The organism is Microbacterium sp. NPDC057407, from assembly GCF_042803895.1.
GTDB lineage: Bacteria > Actinomycetota > Actinomycetes > Actinomycetales > Microbacteriaceae > Microbacterium.
This window is the reverse complement of sequence record NZ_JBHVCA010000002.1, coordinates 230,254-252,020: the sequence shown is the minus strand read 5'-3', so window position 1 is coordinate 252,020 and position 21,767 is coordinate 230,254. Positions and strand designations below refer to the sequence as shown.

20 protein-coding genes are annotated in these 21,767 nt (G+C 70.2%); 7 read left to right on the top strand and 13 right to left on the bottom strand.

The features are described from left to right. Positions 1-38: 38 nt before the first annotated feature. A complete protein-coding gene (locus ACFUTX_RS06015) occupies positions 39-671 on the top strand; it encodes a biotin transporter BioY (protein ID WP_378861448.1) in 633 nt (210 codons plus the stop codon). A gap of 84 nt (positions 672-755) precedes the next feature. Here the strand turns inward: ACFUTX_RS06015 and ACFUTX_RS06010 are convergent, their stop codons facing one another. The 12 genes from ACFUTX_RS06010 to sufB form a co-directional block, all read right to left on the bottom strand. Next, a complete protein-coding gene (locus tag ACFUTX_RS06010) occupies positions 756-1,796 on the bottom strand; it encodes an ABC transporter substrate-binding protein (RefSeq protein ID WP_378861446.1) in 1,041 nt (346 codons plus the stop codon). A 24-nt stretch (positions 1,797-1,820) separates the two neighbouring features. Continuing rightward, the gene (locus ACFUTX_RS06005; RefSeq protein WP_378861444.1) at positions 1,821-2,642 is read right to left on the bottom strand and encodes an ABC transporter ATP-binding protein; all 822 of its coding nucleotides are present in this window, start codon (positions 2,640-2,642) and stop codon (positions 1,821-1,823) included. Beyond that, positions 2,639-3,658 (bottom strand): FecCD family ABC transporter permease, encoded by a 1,020-nt coding sequence (locus ACFUTX_RS06000; protein WP_378861442.1) that lies wholly within the window; start codon positions 3,656-3,658, stop codon positions 2,639-2,641. Before ACFUTX_RS06000 ends, ACFUTX_RS06005 begins: the two co-directional genes overlap by 4 nt. Next, entirely contained in the window at positions 3,655-4,665 is a 1,011-nt protein-coding gene (locus tag ACFUTX_RS05995; protein ID WP_378861441.1) for a FecCD family ABC transporter permease, read from the bottom strand. Before ACFUTX_RS05995 ends, ACFUTX_RS06000 begins: the two co-directional genes overlap by 4 nt. Continuing rightward, positions 4,662-5,606, bottom strand: coding sequence for a siderophore-interacting protein (locus ACFUTX_RS05990; protein ID WP_378861439.1), 945 nt, complete (start codon positions 5,604-5,606; stop codon positions 4,662-4,664). Before ACFUTX_RS05990 ends, ACFUTX_RS05995 begins: the two co-directional genes overlap by 4 nt. A 31-nt stretch (positions 5,607-5,637) precedes the next feature. Beyond that, positions 5,638-7,011: an MFS transporter gene (locus ACFUTX_RS05985; protein ID WP_378861437.1), complete on the bottom strand. Its 1,374-nt coding sequence runs from the start codon at positions 7,009-7,011 to the stop codon at positions 5,638-5,640. Next, complete coding sequence (locus ACFUTX_RS05980; protein WP_378861435.1) at positions 7,008-8,165, bottom strand: MalY/PatB family protein; 1,158 nt, start codon at positions 8,163-8,165, stop codon at positions 7,008-7,010. Before ACFUTX_RS05980 ends, ACFUTX_RS05985 begins: the two co-directional genes overlap by 4 nt. Positions 8,166-8,239: 74 nt before the next feature. Next, positions 8,240-8,569 carry a metal-sulfur cluster assembly factor gene (locus ACFUTX_RS05975; RefSeq protein WP_194395576.1) on the bottom strand — a complete coding sequence of 110 codons (330 nt, stop codon included), beginning with the start codon at positions 8,567-8,569 and terminating at the stop codon, positions 8,240-8,242. A gap of 9 nt (positions 8,570-8,578) precedes the next feature. Continuing rightward, complete coding sequence (gene sufC / locus ACFUTX_RS05970) at positions 8,579-9,373, bottom strand: Fe-S cluster assembly ATPase SufC (protein WP_378861433.1); 795 nt, start codon at positions 9,371-9,373, stop codon at positions 8,579-8,581. Positions 9,374-9,387: 14 nt separating this feature from the next. Next, positions 9,388-9,717, bottom strand: a complete 330-nt coding sequence (locus ACFUTX_RS05965) for a non-heme iron oxygenase ferredoxin subunit (protein ID WP_378861431.1) — start codon at positions 9,715-9,717, stop codon at positions 9,388-9,390. Next, entirely contained in the window at positions 9,714-10,904 is a 1,191-nt protein-coding gene (gene sufD, locus ACFUTX_RS05960; protein ID WP_378861429.1) for a Fe-S cluster assembly protein SufD, read from the bottom strand. Before sufD ends, ACFUTX_RS05965 begins: the two co-directional genes overlap by 4 nt. Beyond that, the gene (gene sufB, locus ACFUTX_RS05955; RefSeq protein ID WP_378861427.1) at positions 10,904-12,322 is read right to left on the bottom strand and encodes a Fe-S cluster assembly protein SufB; all 1,419 of its coding nucleotides are present in this window, start codon (positions 12,320-12,322) and stop codon (positions 10,904-10,906) included. Before sufB ends, sufD begins: the two co-directional genes overlap by 1 nt. Before the next feature lie 228 nt (positions 12,323-12,550). Here sufB and ACFUTX_RS05950 point away from each other — a divergent pair, with 228 nt between their 5' ends. The 3 genes from ACFUTX_RS05950 (at position 12,551) to ACFUTX_RS05940 (ending at position 15,691) form a co-directional block, all read left to right on the top strand. Then, a complete protein-coding gene (locus ACFUTX_RS05950; protein WP_378861425.1) occupies positions 12,551-13,555 on the top strand; it encodes a heme A synthase in 1,005 nt (334 codons plus the stop codon). A gap of 81 nt (positions 13,556-13,636) precedes the next feature. Next, entirely contained in the window at positions 13,637-14,035 is a 399-nt protein-coding gene (locus ACFUTX_RS05945; RefSeq protein WP_378861423.1) for a dinucleotide-utilizing enzyme, read from the top strand. Between the two features lie 81 nt (positions 14,036-14,116). Further along, a complete protein-coding gene (locus ACFUTX_RS05940) occupies positions 14,117-15,691 on the top strand; it encodes a Na+/H+ antiporter (protein ID WP_378861421.1) in 1,575 nt (524 codons plus the stop codon). Between the two features lie 15 nt (positions 15,692-15,706). Here the strand turns inward: ACFUTX_RS05940 and ACFUTX_RS05935 are convergent, their stop codons facing one another. Beyond that, the gene (locus ACFUTX_RS05935) at positions 15,707-16,648 is read right to left on the bottom strand and encodes a heme o synthase (protein ID WP_378861420.1); all 942 of its coding nucleotides are present in this window, start codon (positions 16,646-16,648) and stop codon (positions 15,707-15,709) included. Between the two features lie 246 nt (positions 16,649-16,894). Between ACFUTX_RS05935 and tkt the strand changes: the two genes are divergently transcribed. From tkt to ACFUTX_RS05920, 3 genes are read left to right on the top strand one after another with little or no spacing between them, the layout of a single operon-like run. Beyond that, on the top strand, positions 16,895-19,003 hold the full coding sequence (tkt, locus tag ACFUTX_RS05930; RefSeq protein WP_378861418.1) for a transketolase: 2,109 nt from the start codon (positions 16,895-16,897) through the stop codon (positions 19,001-19,003). Positions 19,004-19,015: 12 nt separating this feature from the next. Next, positions 19,016-20,137 carry a transaldolase gene (tal, locus tag ACFUTX_RS05925; protein WP_378861416.1) on the top strand — a complete coding sequence of 374 codons (1,122 nt, stop codon included), beginning with the start codon at positions 19,016-19,018 and terminating at the stop codon, positions 20,135-20,137. Continuing rightward, on the top strand, positions 20,134-21,756 hold the full coding sequence (locus ACFUTX_RS05920) for a glucose-6-phosphate isomerase (protein WP_378861414.1): 1,623 nt from the start codon (positions 20,134-20,136) through the stop codon (positions 21,754-21,756). Before tal ends, ACFUTX_RS05920 begins: the two co-directional genes overlap by 4 nt. The last annotated feature ends 11 nt before the right edge of the window (positions 21,757-21,767 follow it).

The window sequence follows — 21,767 nt, the reverse complement described above, 5'->3', positions numbered from 1 at the left end:
CCAAGATCGCGTCCACCGCGACCCCTAGGCTGAGTTCCATGTCAGCCATCGCCGCATCCTCGCCTCGCCGTGTCCTTGCCGATCTGATCGCCCGCCCGTCTGATCGGGCACGCGCTTTCGCGCTCGACGCCGGACTGGTGGTCGCGGGCGCCGCCGTCGTGGCGATCCTCGCGCAGGTCTCCATTCCGCTGCAGCCCGTCCCGATCACCGGCCAGACCCTCGGCGTGATCGTCGTCGGCGCCGCGCTGGGATCGCGCCGCGGCGCTGCGGCGCTCACCACGTACATGCTGGTCGGCCTGGCAGGTCTGCCCGTCTTCGCCGATTTCACCGGGACCATCGCAGCGATCGCGAAGCCGAGCTTCGGCTACGTGATCGGCTTCATCGTCTCGGCGTACGTCGCAGGCTGGTTCGCCGAACGGCACTGGGACCGTCGCCCCGCACTGGCCTTCGTCGGCTTCGCCGCAGCGAGCGCGGTGCCATTCGTCTTCGGCATCCCCTACATGGCCCTCATCCTCAACGTCGTCGGCGGCGGCGACTTCACGTTCTGGCAGCTGCTCGAGTTCGGGCTGTTCCCGTTCATCGTGGGCGGCCTCATCAAGGCCGGTCTCGCGGCCCTCATCATCCCCGGTGCCTGGGCGCTCGTCCGCCGGGCAGACGCGACGAAGGACTGACCGCTCCGCCGCCGCGCGGCATCGGAGCAGACGAAAGCCCCGGCGTCGCCGCCGGGGCTTTCGGTTTCGCGCGCGGGCCGGGTCTCAGCCTTGGGCTGCGGCGGTCGCCGTTGCCAGCTGGTCCACCATCTCCGGCAGCAGCCACGGCAGCGTGAGGGCCGTCGGCGACACGGCGGCGACGTTCTCCTCGCCGACGATGGGGGCGACGGCGCCCGCGACGACCGCGGGGATCAGCTGGCCGCGGTCCGACGCGAGGAACGCATCGAGGTCGTCCTGGCTCTCCGCCTGCGTGAACAGCACCTCGGCGTCGACCTGGTCCAGGTTCTCCGCGCTCACCGTGGTGTAGAACGTCGACTCGCCCGTGTCGAGCTCGGTCACGGCCGGGGCGCTCACGAATCCGAGGTCCTCGAGGATCTCCACCCGCGGGTCAGCGGGCAGGTAGAGGTAGAACGTGTCGACGTCGTCATCCGCGTAGGCGATGGTCGTGCCCTCGAACTCGGGGTGCTCCGCGGCCGCGTCGGCGATCTGCTCGTCGAGACCCGTGAGGATGTCCTCGGCCTCCTGCTCGAGGCCCAGCGCCCGGCCGGTGTCGGTGATCACATCGCGCCACGGCGTCGCCCACAGCGCCTCCTCCGGCGCGACGACCGGGATGCCGGCGGCCGTCACGGCGTCGTACTCCTCCTGCGTGAGGCCCGAGTACGAGGCGATGAGCACGTCGGGGTCGGTCGCGAGCAGCTCCTCGACGGACAGCTCGAAGGTCGAGTTGTCGAGGAGCACGGGCTCCTCGCCGCCCAGCTCGTCGAGTGCGTCGGAGACCCACGGTGTGATGAGGTCGTCGCCTCCGCCGTACACGGACGACGGGATCGCGACGGGCACGATGCCGAGCGCGAGGACGGCGTCGGTCGCGCCCCATCCCCAGGTCGCGATGCGTTCCGGGGCCTCTTCGATGACCGTTTCGCCGTAGATGTGCTCGAACGTGACGGGGAAGGCGTCGGCCGCTGCTTCTCCGCCGGCCGGTGCCGAAGTGTCGGGTTGCGCGGCGCCGCCGGCGCAGCCGGAGAGCGCGAGTCCGCCGACCACGGTCAGCGCGGCGAGTGCGCTCAGTCGGGACTTGTGTGCGGGCATCTGGTTTCTTCCTTTCGGGTGACGTCACGCCTCGTCCGCCGCGGCGTGAGCGCCGCCGGGAACGGGGATGACGAGGGGGGTGGAGGTGAGAGGGTCGGGGATCACGAGAGCGTCGAGACCGAAGGCCCGTGCGACCACCTCGCGCGTGAGGACGTCGTCGGGTGTGCCGTGGGCGACGATGCGGCCGCCGCTCATGACCACGAGGTCGTCGGCGTACCTGGCCGCGAGGTTGAGCTCGTGCAGGACGACCACGATCGTCGTGCCCTCGCTGCGATTGAGGGCGCGCAGCAGATCCAGCACCTCGATCTGGTGACTGAGGTCGAGGAACGTGGTCGGCTCGTCCAGCAGGAGCACTCGCGGCTCTTGCGCGAGCGCCATGGCGATCCACACCCGCTGGCGCTGCCCGCCCGAGAGGTCGCCCACCGGCCGGTCGGCCAGAGCCGCGACGCCCGTCTTGGCCATCGCGTCGTCGACCTTCGCGGTGTCGGCCGCCGTCCACCGCTGGAAGATGCCCCGGTGCGGATGGCGGCCACGTGAGACGAGCTCGGCGACAGTGAGTCCATCGGGGGCGATCGGATGCTGCGGCAGAAGTCCGACGCTCTGCGCGAAGCGGCGGCGGGGCATCGTCGTGACGTCGGCGCCGTCGATCTCGACCCGGCCGCCCAGAGGCTCGTTCACGCGGGCGAGGACGCTGAGCAGGGTGGACTTGCCGCAGGCGTTCGCCCCGATGATCATGGTGATCCGGCCGGGCGCGATGTCGAGGTCGAGGCCTTCGATGACGCGGCGTCCGGGATAGCCGGCAGCGAGATTGCGAGCGCTGAGACGGGTGGCGGAAGCGGGAGTCACAGGTTCCGTCCTTTCGACGTGGCGAGCAGCCACAGCAGGAAGACCGCGCCGATGGCGCCCGTGACGACGCCGACGGGCAGGGAGAAGCCGGGGAACGCGAACTGCGCCACGAGATCCGCCGAGACGAGGAGCCCCGCCCCGACGCCCGCGCTCGTCCCGATCCCGACGGCACCGTGGCCGAGAAGGGGGCGCGCGATCGCGGGCGCGCAGAGCGCGATGAAGGAGATCGGACCCACGAAGGCGCACGTCACCGCGGTGAGGAGCACCGCCGTCATGATGCCGACCACACGCACCGTCGACGCACGCACGCCCAGCGAGGCGGCCGTCGCCGCCCCCATCTGGGTCAGGGGCAGCCACCGGGCGCACGCCACCACGGCGGGCACGCACACGAGCACGACCACTCCCACCGTCAGGACGTTCCACCACGGGGTGGACGCGAGGCTGCCCGTCAGCCAGATCAGCGCGGCCTGGGCGAGCTCCACCTGGGCGCGGACGAGGAGGTAGTTCGTGATCGCGACACAGAGGAAGGCCACGCCCACGCCCGCGAGGATGAGTCGGTACCCGCCGTCCGCGCGGTGCCGGCCCGCCAGCAGGAGGAAGGCGGCCACGACCGTTCCGCCGACGAATGCGGCGAGAGCGAGCAGGGGTCCGCCCAGGCCGAGGATGAGAAGAGCGAAGACGGCGGCGGCACCGGCGCCGCCGCTGATCCCGAGCAGGTCAGGGCTGGCGAGCGGGTTCCGAAGCAGCGACTGCAGCAGCGCTCCCGCGATGCCGAGGGCGGCTCCGACCAGGAGTCCCATCACGAGCCGTGGCGCGCGAACCTGGAAGACGACATACGACTGCGCCCGATCGCCGGCTCCCCAGATGGTCTGCCACAGCTCGGCGGGCGCGATGGGATAGTCGCCGACCGACAGGGCGACGATCGACACGGTGAGCGTCGCGACGAGCACCGCGGAGACCACGAGGACTCGCCGGCGCCGGACGCGGGAGCGGATCTCTACGACGGACGAGGTCACAGGGCCACCCTCCCCGGCCGCAGCACCAGCGACACGAGCACGGGCGCGCCGACGAAGGCGACGACGAGTCCTGCCTGCACCTCGCCGGGCAGGGCGATCACGCGCCCGACGACGTCGGCCGCCAGCAGCAGGATCGCACCCGCCGGCGCGCCGATCGCCAGCAGCCAGCGGTAGTCTCCGCCGACCAGCGCTCGCAGCGCGTGCGGCACGAGCAGGCCGACGAAGACGATCGGACCGGCGATCGAGGTCGCGGCACCGCAGAGCAGCACGGTCGCGACGATGCCGAGCGCGCGCGTGCGCCCGACGCTGTGGCCGAGTCCCGCGGCGGTCTCGTCGCCGAGCGCCATGACGTCCAGACCCCTCGCCGACGCGAAGGCGATGATGGCCCCCACGACGATGGGGATCGTCACGACGGCGACGGTGTCGAGGCCGCGCGCCGTCAGACCGCCGACCTGCCAGTAGCGGAAGACGTCGAAGGCGCTGATGGACGTGGTGAGGATGAAGGTGGTGACCGCGGTCAGCCCTGCCGTCACGGCGGCGCCCGTGAGCGCGAGCTTCGCGGGGTTGGTGGCGTCGGGTCCCCGCGTGCCGATCAGGGCGACGACGACGGAAGCCGCGGCGGCCCCGGCGAAGGCGAACCACACGAACCCGGACGGAGAGGTGATCCCCCACACCGTGATGGCCGCGAGGACGGCGACGGAGGCGCCGGCGTTGACGCCGAGCAGCCCGGGGTCGGCCAGCGGGTTGCGGGTGAGTCCCTGCATCAGGGTTCCGGCGAGGGCGAGCGCCGCGCCCGCCAGGATCCCGATCACGGTCCGAGGCACGCGCTGCGTGAGGATCACGGTGTGGTCCGCCGAGGATGGATCGGGACGGAACAGGGCGTCGACCACCACGGCGGGGGCGACGGGCCGGGCGCCGACCATCAGACTCACGACCACCATGACGGCGAGCACCCCGATGGCGGCGACGAGCAGCAGGCGCCCGCGCCGATCCCGAGCGTTCGTCATCCCTGTCGCTCGGACTGGCCGAGCCGCCAGTAGCCCATGAAGGCGACGCGCTTGCGGTCGACGCCGCAGCCCTGGACGAGATGACGCCGGAGGCCCTTGACCATGGCGGCCTCCCCGGCCATCCAGGCGTAGAACTCCCCCTCGGAGTCGTCGGGGCTGTCCCACAGGATGTCGACATCGACGTTCACATCGGCCAGTTCCTGGGGGCGCGGTGCAGCCGCCCGCTCCAGAACCTCGGGTGAGGTTGTGCTCCATGCCGCGACGGCTTCCGCGAGAGCGGCGCCGTGCTCCCGCTCGTCGCGGGCGAGCCACGTCACCCGGAACGAGGGAGGAAGGTCGAGGGTGAGGCGGTCGGCGGCTGTAGGGACCTCGATGAACGCATCGACGTCGTGCGAGGCGTCGAGCGACTCGAGGATGCCCGAGATGGCCGGCGCAGCGGTCTCGTCTCCCGCGAGGAGCAGTCGACGCGCCGTCCCCGGGTGCCAGTCCAGACCGAGCCGGAAGCCGTCGCTGCGCTGGTCCGGTCCGACGATCACCAGCTCCTGCCCGACCGACGCGGACTCGGCCCACGACCCGGCCGGCCCGGCATCGTGGTGCACGACGAAGTCGACGGTGAGGCGACGCGACTCGGCGTCGATGCGGCGGACGGTGTAGGTGCGCAGCGCTCCCCGGGCGGCGGAGGGCAGCTCGCGCCAGATCGTGTACCAGTCGCCCGCGGCGATGACGGCTTCGTCGTTCTGTCCGATGTCGCTGAGGGTGCCGTCGGCGAGCGGCAGGATGAGCTTGATCCGCTGGTCGAGGCCTGCGGTCCCGAACACGTCGAAATCGGGGCCGGTGAAGGTGATGCGCACGAAGTGGGGCGAGAGCCGGTGGACCTCGGCGACGGTCGCAGCGTAGGGACGGTACGCGGGGCGGGTGACGACGGCGCTCGAGAAGCTCACGCAGTTAGGCTAGCCTTACCTGCCTTCGACCTCAAATCGGGGCTCGTGTCTCATGGGCGTGCCCCAGCCGAAGGCCCGGGACCATCGCCAGTGCGGCGAGGCCGGCTGCCAACGCGAAGACCACCGGGAACGCGGCATCCGTCTGCCGCAGCGCGGTGAAGACGAGGCCCATCGCCGCGATGGCGGTCGCCGAGCCGACCGCATCGGAGATCGACAGCGCCGCCGAGTTGAAGCCCTGATTCTGCGGAGTGGAGTAAGCGAGCGTCAGCACGGTCAGCCGCGGGTACATCAGACCCATCCCGGCACCGGCGAAGGCCCATCCGCCGATCAGCACGAGGGGCGTGAGCGAGAACAGCGCCACCGCGCCCGCGACCAGCGTGGCCGCCATCAGCATCGCGGTCCCGAGCAGCGTGATCCGCGCATTGCCCAGACGGTCGCCGAAGCGCCCCTGCACGTCGGCGGCGACGGCCCATGTCAGGGCTGCCGCGGTCAGCCCGAGCCCGGCCCAGGTGGGCGAGAAGCCGTACTGATCGATCAGCAGGTACGGCACGTAGATCTCCGCCCCGAACAGCGATCCGGCGATGAGGCCTCGCATGAGCACGACGCTGGGCAGGCCGCGCTGAGCGCGAACGGTTCCGCGCGGAAGGAGCGGGCGGGACGCGATCACGATGACGACGACGGATGCCGCGATCACCACGCCGGCGTATCCCCCGAGCTCCCCGGCGAGACTCAGCGCCAGCGCGCCCGCCGCGACCGCGACGGCGCACAGCAGCCTGGGAGCGACCCGGGCCGTCGCCGGTTCGTCGGTGCGCAGGGGCAGGCCGTGCAGCCTCGCGACCACCATGACGAAGGCCGCCATAGTGAGTGCCGCGACACCGAGGAAGACCCACCGCCAATCGATCAGCTCGGTCACCAGCCCCGCGAGGGAGGGACCGATGACCGACGGGATGACCCACGCGGCCGAGAACGCCGCGAACACGCGCCCGTGGAGAAGCGGAGGGTAGACGCGCGCCACCACCACGTAGAGCGCGACCGTCTGCCCGCCCGTGCCGAGCCCTTGGATCAGTCGCCCCACGACCAGCCATCCCATGGTGGGAGCGAGACCCGCGAGAAGGAGCCCGCCCACGAACAGGACGACGGCGGTCGTCAGAGGTGCGAGCACTCCCCCGCGGTCGCACCAGGCGCCCACGGCGACCATCCCGATCACGCTCGTCGCCAACGTGCCGGCGAACGCGACGGCGAACAGCGCGTCGCCGTCCAGATCGGCGCTCACGATCGGCATCACCGTCGTCACCGCCAGCGACTGAATCGCGGCGAGGAAGATGAGCGCGATGGACCCCACCGTGACCCAGACGAACCGGGGGTGCCAGATGCCCGCCGCAGTGTCGACGGGCGCGGTGCTCATCGAACCAGGCTACCCACCCGTGCGAGGGCCTCGGCGAGCAGCTCGGGGGCGCAGCCGAAGTTGATGCGCACGTGTCCGCGCCCCTCCTCGCCGAAGTACGGGCCGAGGTGGAAAGCCACCTTGGCCTCGCGGCGGATCTTCACGGCCGGGTTGTCGCCCCACCCCAGGCTCCGCAGATCGACCCAGGCGAGGAAGCCCGCGTCGGGGATGCGGTAGCGCGCCCCGGGGAGGTGCTCGGCGAGCAGCGACGACAGCAGCTCGCGGTTCTCGTCGAGCGCGGCGAGCTGCGCGTCCAGCCAGGGATCGCTGGCCGGCGAGAAGGCCGCAACCGCCGCGATGGCGCCGAACAGCCCCGTCCGCCACTCGACCTCGTCCGGCAGCGACCGGACGACTCGCGACGTGGCGTCGTCGGCCGTCACCATCAGCGCGCACTTGAGACCGGCGAGATTGAACGCCTTGCTCGCGCTCACGACGGCGTATCCGATGCGGGCCGCGACGGGTGAGGCGTCGAGGAACGGAGTGAAGTGAGACCCGCGGTGGGTCAGCGGGGCGTGGATCTCGTCGCTGATCACGACCGCGCCATGGGCCGCCGCCAGATCGGCGAGCTGCGCCAGCGTCTCCCGCGCATGCACCGTGCCGGTCGGGTTGTGCGGATTACACAGCAGGATCGCCCTCGCCCCGGCTGCCAGAGACGCCTCGATCGCGCCCAGGTCGAGGCGCCACTCGGTTCCGGTGTCGAGCAGTGGCACCCGCTCGACGACGGCACCGGCCTCGGGGACGCACTCGAAGAACGGCGGATACACCGGGGTGGTTACGATGACCCGGTCTCCCGGCTCGGTCACGCGCCGCAGGATCTCGACGATCCCCATCATGACGTCGCACGTCGTGCGCACGCGAGCCGGGTCGACGTGCCAGCCGAATCTCCGCTCGGCGAACTCCGCGTATGCGGCCGCGACGCCCGGATCGGGCGGCGTGTACCCGGTGTCGCCGAGGGCGACGGCCCTGCTCAGCGCCTCCGTGATGGCGGGCGCCGCGGGATAGTCCGTCTCGGCGACGAAAAACGGCAGCACGTCGTCGCCGTACTTCCGCCACTTCGTGCTCGAGCGCTGCCGCAACTGCTCGATCGGAAGGGCTTGAAGGGGAACGACGCTCACGTCACGAGCGTATCCAGGGCCACGGATGCCTCATCCCGCCGTGACCTTGTGTTGCAGGCGTCGCCGCCGCCCGGTCAGATCGCGAAGCCGAGCGCCCGCATCATGTCGCGACCGTCGTCGGTGATCCGCTCGGGCCCCCACGGCGGCATCCACACCCAGTTGATGCGAAAGCGCTCGACGACCTCGTCGAGGGCCTGCGCTGTCTGCTCTTCGAGGACGTCGGTCAGCGGGCAGCCGGCCGACGTCAGGGTCATGTGGATGACGAGGGCATCGTTCTCGTCATCCCACCCGAGGTCGTAGATGAGACCCAGGTCGACGACGTTGATCCCCAGCTCGGGGTCCATGACGTCCTTGAGAGCTTCGGTGACCTCGTCGTACTTCTCGGGTGTAAGCGTTGCGGTCATGTAACGATTCTAGGCGTCGGTGCCCACGGGGGCATCGGCCGGCTCTTCCACGCCCGCGGGGAGGAAGCGGTCGTAACCCTCGTCCTCGAGGCGGTCGGCGAGCTCCGGGCCGCCCTCCTCTACGATCCGTCCGCCGACCATGACGTGCACGTAGTCCGGACGGATGTAACGCAGGATGCGGGTGTAGTGCGTGATCAGCAGCACGCCGAGGTCGGTCTCGGCCTTCGCACGGTTCACGCCCTCCGACACGATCTTCAGGGCGTCGACGTCGAGGCCGGAGTCGGTCTCATCGAGGACCGCGATCTGCGGCTTGAGCAATTCGAGCTGAAGGATCTCGTGGCGCTTCTTCTCTCCGCCCGAGAACCCCTCGTTGACGTTCCGCTGCGCGAACTTGGGGTCCATGCGCAGGTTCTTCATGGACGACTTGACGTCCTTGGTCCACGTCCGGATGGACGGCGCCTCGCCGTCGATCGCGGTCTTCGCGGTGCGGAGGAAGTTCGTGACGGTGACGCCCGGGATCTCGACCGGGTACTGCATCGCGAGGAACAGGCCCGCGCGCGCACGCTCGTCGACCGACATCGCGAGCACGTCCTCGCCGTCGAGCGAGATGGACCCGCTCGTCACCGTGTACTTGGGGTGACCGGCGATCGTGTAGGCCAGCGTCGACTTGCCCGACCCGTTGGGTCCCATGATGGCGTGGGTCTCGCCGGTGCGGATCGTGAGCGTGACACCGTTGAGGATGGGCGTGGTGCCGGCATCCGTCTCGACCGTCACGTGGAGGTCGCGGATCTCGAGGACAGACATGTCGAATACCTTCTTCAGTTCAGATCGAGCGTGACGGCCGGGTCGATGAGCACGTCATCGCCGTCGATGGTGACCGCGAACACCGGAACCGGCTCGTACGCGGGGAGGTTCAGGGGCTTTCCGGTGCGCAGCGAGAACGCCGAGCCGTGCGCCCAGCACTCGAGCGTCTCGCCCTCGACGAACCCGTCGGAGAGAGAGATGTCGCCGTGGGTGCAGGTGTCGCCGATCGCGTGCACCTCGCCGTTGCCGTCGAGCACCACCGCGATCGCGACCCCGTCGATCTCGACGCGGCGCGCCTCGTCCTGCACGAGCTCGCTGAGGGCGCATGCGCGCTGAGCGGTCATCGGACGACCTCCCGCGCGAGCTCCTCCTCGATCGCGGCGAAGAGCGCGCCCTCCAGCTCGGGGACGCCGATCTTCTGCACGACCTCGGCGAGGAACCCGAGCACGACCAGGCGCCGCGCTTCGTCTTCGGGGATGCCGCGGGCCTGCAGGTAGAACAGCTGCTCGTCGTCGAAGCGGCCCGTCGCACTCGCGTGCCCGGCGCCGCGGATGTCACCGGTCTCGATCTCGAGATTCGGGATGGACTCGGCGCGGGCTCCGTCGGTGAGCACGAGGTTGCGATTCGCCTCGTAGGAGTCGGTGCCGACGGCGTCGGGCCCGATGAGGACGTCGCCGATCCAGACGCTGCGCGCCTCGGCGCCCTGGAGGGCGCCCTTGTAGAGCACGTCGCCCGAGGTCTCGCCGCCCTTGTGGTGCAGGTACACCTGGCTCTCGAGGTGCTGGCCGGCGTCGCTGTAGCTCAGGCCGTAGAGCTCGCCCCGTGCGCCGGTCCCCGCGAGCTCGACGCTGGGGTTCACCCGCACGACGGCGCCGCCGAAGCTGACGACGACGTGACGGAGGGTCGCGTCGCGGTCGACGCGGGCCTGATGGCATGCCGCGTGGACGGCATCGTCGTCCCATTCCTGCACGGTCACGAGGGTCAGATGCGCACCGTCGCGGACGATGATCTCCACGTTCTGCACGTGCTCGGCCGTGCCGCGGTGCCGGAAGACCACGGTCGCGTGGGAGTTGGCCTGCGCCTCGACGACGACATGCGCATGCGCGAGGCCGCCGGTTCCGCGGAGGTCGACGAGCACAGGCTGGGTGAGCTCCACACCGGCCGGGATGCGCAGGAGCGGGGCCTCGGTCTCCTGCTTCCACGCGATGGCGCTGGGGAGATCCTCGGGGCGGAACACCTCGCCGCGAGGCGCCGTGCCGTGGCGAAGACGCTCCTGGACGAGCTCACCGGGGGCGCGGACGTCGACCTCCATGACGCCGTGGCGACCGGTGTCGTCGGCGAAGAGCGACCGGATGCGGTCGATCGGCGTGTGCTTCCAGTTGACCTCGCGACCGGTCGGCACGTCGAACTCGGCCGGGTCGTATGAGGTGAAGCGCTCGGAGCGGGTCTGCACCGGGACGAAGGCACCGGCACCATCGGTGTGGCCCTTCGCACCGGGGACGGTGACGGGGGCCTGGGTCACGGAACTCACTAGCCGACGGATCCTTCCATGCCCATCTCGATGAGCTTGTTCAGTTCGAGCGCGTACTCCATCGGGAGTTCGCGGGCGATGGGCTCGATGAAGCCGCGGACGATCATGGCCATCGCCTCGTCCTCGGGGAGGCCGCGGGACTGCAGGTAGAAGAGCTGCTCCTCGCTCACCTTCGAGACGGTGGCCTCGTGGCCGAGCTGCACGTCGTCGACGCGGATGTCGATCGCCGGGTACGTGTCGGACCGCGAGATCGTGTCGACGAGCAGGGCGTCGCATCGCACCGTGTTGGCGGAGTGGTGGGCGTTCGCGTCGACGCGCACTTCACCGCGATAGCCGGCTCGGCCGCCACCGCGGGCGATCGACTTCGAGACGATCGACGACTGCGTGTAGGGCGCCATGTGGATCATCTTCGCGCCGGCGTCCTGGTGCTGGCCGGGGCCGGCGAAGGCGACCGAGAGGGTCTCGCCCTTGGCATGCTCGCCCATGAGGAAGATCGACGGGTACTTCATCGTGACCTTCGAGCCGATGTTGCCGTCGATCCACTCCATCGTCGCACCTTCGTGGGCGACGGCCCGTTTGGTGACGAGGTTGTAGACGTTGTTCGACCAGTTCTGGATCGTCGTGTAGCGAACGCGCGCGTTCTTCTTGACGATGATCTCGACCACGGCGGAGTGCAGCGAGTCGCTCTTGTAGATCGGGGCGGTGCAGCCCTCGATGTAGTGCACGTACGATCCCTCGTCGGCGATGATCAGCGTCCGCTCGAACTGGCCCATGTTCTCGGTGTTGATGCGGAAGTAGGCCTGCAGCGGGATCTCGACGTGCACGCCCGGGGGCACGTAGACGAACGACCCTCCCGACCAGACGGCGGTGTTGAGTGCCGCGAACTTGTTGTCGCCCGCCGGGATGACGGTGCCGAAGTACTCTTCGAAGAACTCGGGGTGCTCGCGCAGCGCCGTGTCGGTGTCCATGAAGATGACGCCCTGAGCCTCGAGCTGCTCGTTGATCTGGTGGTAGACCACCTCGGACTCGTACTGGGCCGCGACGCCGGCCACGAGCCGCTGACGCTCCGCCTCGGGGATCCCGAGCCGCTCGTAGGTGTTGCGGATGTCTTCGGGGAGCTCCTCCCACGATCCGGCCTGCTTCTCGGTGGACCGGACGAAGTACTTGATGTTCTCGAAGTCGATCTCCGAGAGGTCGGCCCCCCAGGTGGGCATCGGCTTGCGGCCGAACAGCTGCAGACCCTTCAGACGGGTCTTGAGCATCCACTCGGGCTCGGCCTTGAGCGCCGAGATGTCGCGCACCACGGCCTCGTTCAGTCCGCGCTTCGCGCTCGCGCCCGCCGCGTCGGGGTCGTGCCAGCCGAACTCGTAGACACCCAGGCCTTCGAGCTCCGGGCGGTCGATCAGCACATCAGACATCGTCTCGTTCTCCTCCGGGTCCTGACGGTTCATCCGCCCCGGCATTCCGGCTCCTCCGGTGGAGTTACCGGAGGGGGATGCCGCTCGCGGGCCCTCTCATTCGACGCTGTGCATCGCGCCTAGACTGTCAGTGGTCGCAGCGCCCGCAGCCGACTGTTTCAGCAACGGTTCTGTGCGCGCGTGACCGACCCCTCGATTCTACAGGCTCTGCCCCGACCACGGGTTCGCATGACGCGGATGACCGGCGCAGAACCGCCCCCGGGAGACGACGTGTCCGCGACATCCACCACGACCCCCACGCCCGCGCGCCGCCGCGTGCGTGACCGGCTCCCGAACGCCGTCGGCCGACGGGTGGTCGTCATGGCGTGGGCCACGCTGGTCGTGCAGATCGGGATCGTGGCGACCGGCGGCCTCGTCAGGCTGACCGGGTCGGGGCTCGGCTGCCCGACCTGGCCGCAGTGCTCCGAGGGATCCTTCGTGCCGACGCCCGAACTGCCCGTCGTCCACAGCGTGATCGAGTTCGGCAACCGGCTTCTCACTTTCGTACTCGTCGCCGTGGCGATCGTGACGTTCCTGTTCGTCGTGCGCATGCGGCGATCGCGGCCCGACCTGTTCTGGCTCGCCCTGGCGATCGGCCTCTACGTCCCGGTGCAGGCGGTGATCGGCGGGATCACGGTGCTCACCGGACTGAACCCCTACGTGGTCGGCCTCCACTACTTCGCCTCGGTCGTGCTCGTGGCACTGTCGGCCGCCTTCGTCGTCCGCGTGTACGCGCAGCCCGGGCCCCGCGTCCGGGCCGTTCCGGTGTGGTACGCGGTCACGACGCACCTCACCAGCGCGTTCGTCCTCCTCACCGTGGTCGTCGGCATCCTCGTGACGGGATCGGGACCGCACGCCGGCGACGGCGGCGCAGCGCGGAACGACCTCGATCCCGAGCTGATGCAGCACGTGCACTCCTGGCCGGCGTACATCACGCTCGCCCTGACCCTCGCGCTGGTCGCGGGCGCAGTGCGCACCCCACCCGCGTTGCGCCTGCGACTGTGGACGGGCCTGCTGCTGGCAGTCGAGGTCGTGCAGATCGTCGTGGGGCTGTGGCAGGCACGCACGGGACTGCCGATCGTCCTCGTCAACATCCACATGGTGCTCGCGGTCGTGCTCGTGGCCGCGATGACCGCGGTCGTCCTGCACCTCAAGGCACCTGTGGCCGAGATGGCCCGCTCAGCGGACTCATAGGCCACGCACCGACTCTGCTCGGATGCGCTTGGCAAGGTGACGGATGCCGCGGCCGCCCGGTCGCGCATGAGGAGTGAACATATGCCCACCCGTCCCCGCCTGGTTCGCAGCATCCCCTTCTGGGCCCTCGTGGCCCTTTCCCTCGCGACCATCCTCACCGGCGCCGCGCTGCTCGCCGACAAGCTCGGCGCGATGACGACCACTCTGAACGACGGCACCGCTACCGGCGTCGACGTGTACGTGGGCCAGTCGCTGGCGGGCCTGGGCGCGACGCTTCTGGGCGCGGGGGTCGTGGGTCTTCTGCTCGCGCTGGGAATCGCCGCCGTGTCGACTCTCCGCCCCCACCCGCCGGCAGTGGTCGTCGAACCCGTCGACGGATCGCCGGTCGAGGACGACGCCGCGGCCGCCCCGTCGGCGGCGCAGGAGGACGACGCGCCGACCCTCGACGACCGTCCCGCGGAGGTCGCGACCGCCCGCTGAGGCCGCTCTCGTCCGAGGCACCCCCGACGTGGCTGATCGTCGCGGGTGCCTCGGCCTCTGTCGGGGGCCGATACTGAAGCCGTGGACCCCGTCGAATCCATCACCTGGATCGTTCTCTTCGTCCTCACCACGGTCACGGTCACGGGCGTGGTGGGCCGCATCGGATGGTCGGCGCCCGTCGCGCTGGTCGCGGTGGGCGGCGCGGTGTCGTTCGTGCCGGGGATCCCGCCGGTCACGGTCGACCCCGACCTCATCCTCTACGGGATCCTCCCCCCTCTGCTGTTCGCGGCGGCGATCCGCACGTCCGTCGTCGACGTCCGTGCCCGCAACGACAGCATCCTGCTGCTCTCGGTCGGTCTCGTGGCGTTCACGGTGGTGACGGTCGGCTTCGCGACCTTCCTGCTCGTTCCGGCGATCACTCTCGCCGCGGCCTTCGCGTTCGCTGCCGTGGTCGCGCCGACGGACGCGATCGCCGTGACGGCCATCGCCGGTCGGGTGGGTCTCCCCCGGCGGGTGGTCACCATCCTCGAGGGCGAGAGCCTTCTCAACGACGCCACGGCGCTGGTCGCCCTGAACGCGTCCATCGCGGCGATCGTCAGCGTCGTGACCCCCGCCGACATCGCGATCGACTTCATGATCGCGGTGGTGGGCGGGCTCGCCGTCGGGCTCCTGGTGGGGTGGGTCGTGTCGCGCGTGCGATCGATGCTCCACTCCCCCGTGCTGGACACGAGCATCATCCTGGTCACCCCGTTCAGCGCGTTCCTCCTGGCGGAGCTGGTTCACGCGTCGGGGGTGCTGGCGGTGGTCATCGCCGGGCTCTATCTCGGATTCCGCGCACCGACGGTGGCCTCGGCCGAGGCGCGCGTCGCCGAGCGGGTCAACTGGAAGACGATCCAGTTCCTGCTCGAGAACGCCGTCTTCCTCTTCATCGGGCTGAACCTGCGGGGAATCCTCGAGGGTGCCGTTCAGACCGGTCCCGGCTTCTGGCCGACGGTGCTCATCTGCCTCGGCATCCTGCTCGCCCTCGCAGCCTCTCGCTTCGCCTGGGTGATGGGCACGACGCTGCTCTACCGAAAGGGTCCGAGGCGACTGCGGGAACGCAGCTGGGCCTGGGGCAACGGAGTCGCGGTGGCGTCGGCGAGCGTGCGCGGCGTGGTGACGCTTGCGGCGGTGTTCCTCCTGCCCCCGGAGACGCCCGGGCGCGAGTATCTGCAGTTCCTCGCGTTCGTGGTGGTGGTGGCGAGTCTCGTCGGCGGCCTGGCGCTGCCGTGGATCATCCGGCGTCTGCGCCTCCCGGCCCCGAGCCAGACCCAGGAGCTCATGGAGCGGCGGATGCTTCTGGCCGAGGCGCGACAGGCGGGCATCGAGCGCCTCGACGACGAGGTCACGCCCGACGACGAAGCGCGCATCGTCGACCTGCTGCGCACGGACGCCGGATTCCTCGGCGAGACCCTGGAGCTCTACGGACCCGACGCCTCGATCCCGCAGCTGGAGTCGAAGCTGCGGCTGCGGCGGGCGATGCTCGGCGCGGAGCGGGACGCGGTGCTGCGGGCGCGCCGCGAAGGTCGGTATCAGGAGCCTGCCATCGTGGCCGCCCTTCAGGCCATCGACGCGGAGGAGACGGCCCTCAGAGCCCAGGACCCAAAGCAGGACTGAGCACTGCCGCGGGTGTCAGAAGGGCAGCAGCGGATCGACCGCGATCGCCACGAAGAGCAGCGTGAGGTACGTGATGGAGGCGTGGAACACGCGCATCGGCCGCGGCTCGGTGCCGCGGACTGCCCGGTTGTAGAGGCGGTGCGACTCGTAGATGAACCAGCCGCCGAAGACGAGCGCCGAGACGGAGTAGACCAGCCCCATCCCCGCGACCGGGATGAGCAGCAGCGAGCAGGCGACCGTGGCCCAGGCGTAGAGGATCACCTGGAGCCCGACCTGCGAGCCGTTGCGGGTCGCGCCCAGCATCGGCACGTGGACGTCTTCGTACTGCTCCCGGTACTTCATCGACAGCGGCCAGTAGTGCGGGGGCGTCCAGAGGAAGACGAGGGCGAACAGGATGACCGGCGGCCACGCCAGCGATCCCGTCACCGCCGTCCACCCGATCAGCACGGGGAAGCAGCCGGCGATGCCACCCCACACGATGTTCTGCTCGGTGCGCCGCTTGAGAATCATCGTGTAGATGACGACGTAGAAGAAGATCGCCCCCGCCGACAGTGCGGCGGCCAGCCAGTTCGTGGTGGCGCCCAGCCAGAGCGTGGAGAACACGGCGAGGGTCCAGGCGAAGACCAGCGCCCCCCGAGGCGAGACCTCGCCGGTCACGAGCGGCCGGTTCACCGTGCGCTGCATGTGCGCGTCGATATCGCGATCGAGGTACATGTTGAAGGCCGCGGCCGAACCCGCACTCGCGGTGCCGCCGATGACGGTGGCGAGCACGAGCCACAGGTCGGGGAAGCCGCCCTGCGCGAGGATCATCACCGGCACGGTGGTGACCAGCAGGAGCTCGAGCACGCGAGGCTTCATGAGCGCGACGTAGGCGCGGATCGTGCGGCCCAGGGGTTGGCGGGACTCGCGTCGTGCCGAAGCGGATGCCTCGTGCCCCGCCGTCGTGGTGATGTCCATCGCCCCCGCAATCGCCGCCTGCAGACCTCCGCCAAGTCTATGCCATCGCCTGCCCGGCCCCGGGCGCCGGGACTGCCGGCGACCCCCGCAAGAGTGCGTCACACAGCGGCTCGCATGGCCTCGACGGCATGCCCCTTCGCTATGCTGAATGCACACGCGCGCCCCGCGCCGATCCCCCTCTCCGTTCCGGACGAGGCTGCGGCACGGCCCTCGTCCGGGCGCACCTTCATCAGAGAGGCGGTCCGGGTGTCGGAACTGCGTTGGGACGAAATCGATCGGCGCGCGGTGGACACCGCTCGAGTGCTCGCGGCGGACGCCGTCGAGAAGGTCGGGAACGGGCATCCGGGCACCGCGATGAGCCTCGCCCCCGCCGCCTACCTCCTCTACCAGCGCGTGTTGCGCCACGATCCGCGCGACACCCACTGGATCGGCCGTGACCGGTTCATCCTGTCTGCGGGCCACTCCTCCCTCACGCAATACGTGCAGCTGTACCTCGGCGGGTTCGGGCTGGAGCTCGACGACCTCAAAGCGCTGCGCACCTGGGGGTCGAAGACGCCCGGGCACCCGGAGTTCGGGCACACCGACGGCGTCGAGATCACCACCGGTCCCCTCGGGCAGGGGCTCGCCTCGTCGGTCGGCTTCGCGTATGCCGCACGCTACGAGCGCGGCCTGTTCGATCCGGAGGCACCCGCCGGCCAGTCGCCGTTCGACCACTTCGTGTACGTGATCGCCGGAGACGGCGACCTGCAGGAGGGCGTCACGAGCGAGGCATCCTCGCTCGCCGGTCACCAGCAGCTCGGCAACCTGATCGCCATCTACGACTCGAACCAGATCTCCATCGAGGACGACACGAACGTCGCCTACACCGAGGACGTCGCCCAGCGCTACGAGGCCTACGGCTGGCATGTGCAGACCGTCGACTGGAAGAAGTCGGGCGAGTACGTCGAGGACGTCGCCGAGCTCTACGCGGCGATCGAGGCGGCGAAGGGCGAGACCGCCAAGCCGTCGCTCATCATCCTGCGCACGATCATCGGCTGGCCCTCGCCGGGCAAGCAGAACACCGGGAAGATCCACGGCTCCGCGCTCGGTGCCGACGAGCTCGCCGCCACGAAGAAGGTGCTGGGGTTCGATCCGGAGCAGTCCTTCGTCGTCGACGACGAGATCCTCGCCCACACGCGGGCGCTCGCCGACCGCGCTGCCGAGAGCCGTGCCGCCTGGCAGGAGTCGTTCGACGCGTGGGCGCAGGCGAACCCCGAGCGCAAGGCGCTGCTCGACCGCGTGCAGGCCCGTGAGCTCCCCGCGGGGATCGAAGCGGCGCTGCCGGCCTTCGAGGCCGGGAAGGACGTCTCGACCCGAGCCGCGTCGGGGGTCGTGCTCAACGCCCTCGCCGCCGAGCTGCCGGAGCTGTGGGGCGGCTCGGCCGATCTCGCCGAGTCGAACCTCACCACGATCAAGGAGGCCAAGTCCTTCATCCCGTCGGAGTGGTCGACGCACGAGTGGTCCGGCGACCCCTACGGCCGTGTGCTCCACTTCGGCATCCGCGAGCACGCCATGGGCGCGATCGTGAACGGCATCGTGCTCCACGGGCCCACCCGCGCCTTCGGCGGCACGTTCCTGATCTTCAGCGACTACATGCGCCCCTCGGTGCGTCTGGCCGCCCTCATGGACATCCCGTCGATCTTCGTGTGGACGCACGACTCCGTCGCGCTGGGCGAAGACGGCCCGACCCACCAGCCGATCGAGCAGCTCGCCACGCTCCGGGCGATCCCCAACTTCACGGTGGTCCGCCCTGCGGACGCCAACGAGACCTCAGTGGTGTGGCTCGAACTGCTGCGCCGTCACCGCGGACCGGCCGGTCTCGCGCTGACGCGCCAGAACATCCCGGTGTTCGACCGAGGCGAGGGAGAGGCGGCCGGCGACACGCTCGCGTCCGCCGACCAGGCCGTCCGCGGCGCGTACGTGCTCGCCGAAGCACCGGGCGGAAGCCCGGACGTCATCATCGTCGCGACGGGCTCGGAGGTGCAGCTCGCCGTCGAGGCCCGAAAGACGCTCGCCGCCGAGGGCGTGAACGCGCGCGTCGTGTCGGCACCGTCGCTCGAATGGTTCGAGGAGCAGGACGCCGAGTACCGCGAGTCGGTGCTCCCCGCCGCGGTCACGGCGCGCGTCTCGGTCGAGGCGGGTTCGCCCCTCACCTGGCGCGGCATCGTCGGCGACCACGGCCGGTCGGTCGCGATCGATCACTTCGGCGCCTCCGCCGACTACAAGACCCTCTTCCAGAAGTTCGGCATCACCGCCGACGCGGTCGTCGAGGCGGCCCGTGAGACCCTCGCGGCAGCATCCGCCGCAGCGAGCTAAGGAGACAGCACCATGAGCACCCCCACCGAAAAGCTCTCCGCGTACGGAGTGAGCATCTGGCTCGACGACCTGTCGCGCGAGCGGATCACCTCCGGCAACCTCACCGAGCTCATCAGCTCGCGCAACGTCACCGGCGTCACCACGAACCCCACGATCTTCCAGGGCGCGATCGGCGGCGGCGGCCACGCGTACGCCGACCAGATCGCCCAGCTCGCCGCCCAGGGCGCATCCGTCGACGACGCGATCTTCGCGGCCACCACCGACGACGTCCGCGACGCGGCCGACATCTTCCGTCCCGTCTACGACGCGACCGGCGGTGTCGACGGACGTGTGTCGATCGAGGTCTCCCCCGACCTCGCCCACGACACCGAGGGCACCATCGCCCAGGCCAAGGAGCTGTGGGCCACGGTCGGACGCCCGAACGTGCACATCAAGATCCCCGCCACCAAGGCGGGCCTCCCGGCGATCACCGCCGTGCTGGCGGAAGGGATCTCGGTGAACGTCACTCTCATCTTCAGCCTCGAGCGCTACGCCGAGGTCATCGACGCCTACCTCTCGGGCATCGAGAAGGCCCAGGCCGACGGCAAGGACATCTCGCAGATCCACTCGGTCGCCTCGTTCTTCGTGTCGCGTGTCGACACCGAGGTCGACAAGCGGCTGACCGCGATCGGCACCGACGAGGCCGCCGCCCTGAAGTCGCTCGCGGGCGTCGCGAACGCACGCCTCGCCTACGAGCTCTACGAGAAGGAGTTCGCGTCGAGCCGCGCGAAGGCTCTGACCGATGCCGGAGCCCACCCGCAGCGTCCGCTGTGGGCGTCCACCGGTGTCAAGGACCCCTCGCTCCCCGACACCCTCTACGTGACCGAGCTGGTCGCGCCGGGCACGGTGAACACCATGCCCGAGAAGACGCTGGAAGCGACCTTCGACCACGGCGAGATCGCCGGCGACGCCGTGACCGGCACGTACGAGGCCGCGCACAAGGTCTTCGCCGACCTCGCCCAGGTGGGCGTCGACTTCGCCGATGTCACCCAGGTGCTCGAAGACGAGGGCGTCGACAAGTTCATCGCCTCGTGGCACGACCTTCAGGCCACGGTGCGCGCCGCGCTCGAGAAGGCGCCCGAGGTGTCGCGATGAGCTTCGACATCCACCTCAGCGGTCATGTGAAGTCGGTCGTCGACGAGACCCTTCCGGGACTCGTCGCCGGTCTCGTCGCCTCGGGCATCACGGCCGGCGACGCCTCGCTGTGGGGTCCGGCCGCCGAAGAAGAGGCGTCCAAGCGTCTCGGGTGGGTGCAGGCCGTGAGCGTATCGCGCCCGCTCGTGCCGCAGATCGAGGCCCTTCGCCAGCAGTTGGCGGCGAAGGGCGTCACGCGCGTGGTCCTCGCGGGCATGGGCGGCTCGTCCCTTGCACCCGAGGTCATCGCGCAGACGGCGGGCGTGCCGCTGGTCATCCTCGACTCGACCGCTCCCGGCCAGGTGCTCGCCGCCATCGACGGCGACGCGAAGCAGGGCGATCTCAGCAGAACCGTGCTGGTGGTGTCGTCGAAGTCCGGCTCGACCGTCGAGACGGATTCCGCCAAGCGCGCCTTCGAGGCGGCGTTCCGCGATCTGGGCATCGACCCGGTCGAGCGGATCGTCGTCGTGACGGACCCGGGTTCGCCCCTCGACCAGGCGGCGCGCGCCGACGGCTACACAGTGTTCAACGCCGACCCGACCGTGGGCGGCCGCTACTCCGCACTGACGGCCTTCGGGCTCGTCCCGGCCGGACTGGCGGGTGTCGACATCGCCGAGATCCTCGACGAAGCGGAGGCGACGCTGCTCGAGGTCGCGATCGACAGTCCCGACAATCCGGCTCTCGTCCTCGCCGCCGCCATCGCCGGAGGCGACCCGCGCCGCGACAAGCTGGGCCTCGTCACCGACGGCACGCACATCGTGGGTCTGCCGGACTGGATCGAGCAGCTCGTCGCCGAGTCGACCGGAAAGAACGCCACCGGCATCCTGCCCGTCGTCCTCCTTCCGGTCTCACCGGAAGTGGAGAACCGGCCCGCCGACCTGCAGATCGTGCGCCTCGTCGACGAAGCCAGCCGCTTCCACCTGTTCGAGCGGCACCAGGACGAGGTGCTCGTGAGCGGCTCGCTCGGCGCCCAGTTCGTGGTGTGGGAGTACGCGACGGCGATCGCCGGACGGATGCTGGGGATCAACCCGTTCGATCAGCCCGATGTCGAGTCGGCCAAGGTGGCGGCGCGCGGGCTTCTCGACGCCCGGCCCGAGCCCACCGCTCCGGCCTTCATCGTCGACGGCGTCGAGGTTCGCGTCTCGGATCCCGCTCTCGCCTCCTCCGGCACGATCGCCGGTGTCCTGGACGCCCTGTGGGCGCGTCTGCCCGAAGACGGGTACGTCTCGATCCAGGCGTACGTCAACCGTCTCGAGCTGAGCCAGCTGACGGGCCTCCGTGAACTCGTCGCCGCGGACTCGGGCCGGCCGACGACCTTCGGCTGGGGCCCGCGATTCCTGCACTCGACGGGGCAGTTCCACAAGGGCGGCCCTGCCAACGGAGTCTTCCTGCAGATCCTCGAGCAGACCGACGTCGACCTCGAGATCCCCGGGCGCCCGTTCACGTTCGGCCAGCTGATCCAGGCCCAGGCTGCGGGCGACGCGAGCGTCCTCGCCGACGGCCACGGTCGGCCGGTGGTCACGCTCACCCTCACCGACCCGCGCATCGAAGTGCTGTCGCTCTTCGAAGCGGCACAGTAGGAGACACGCCA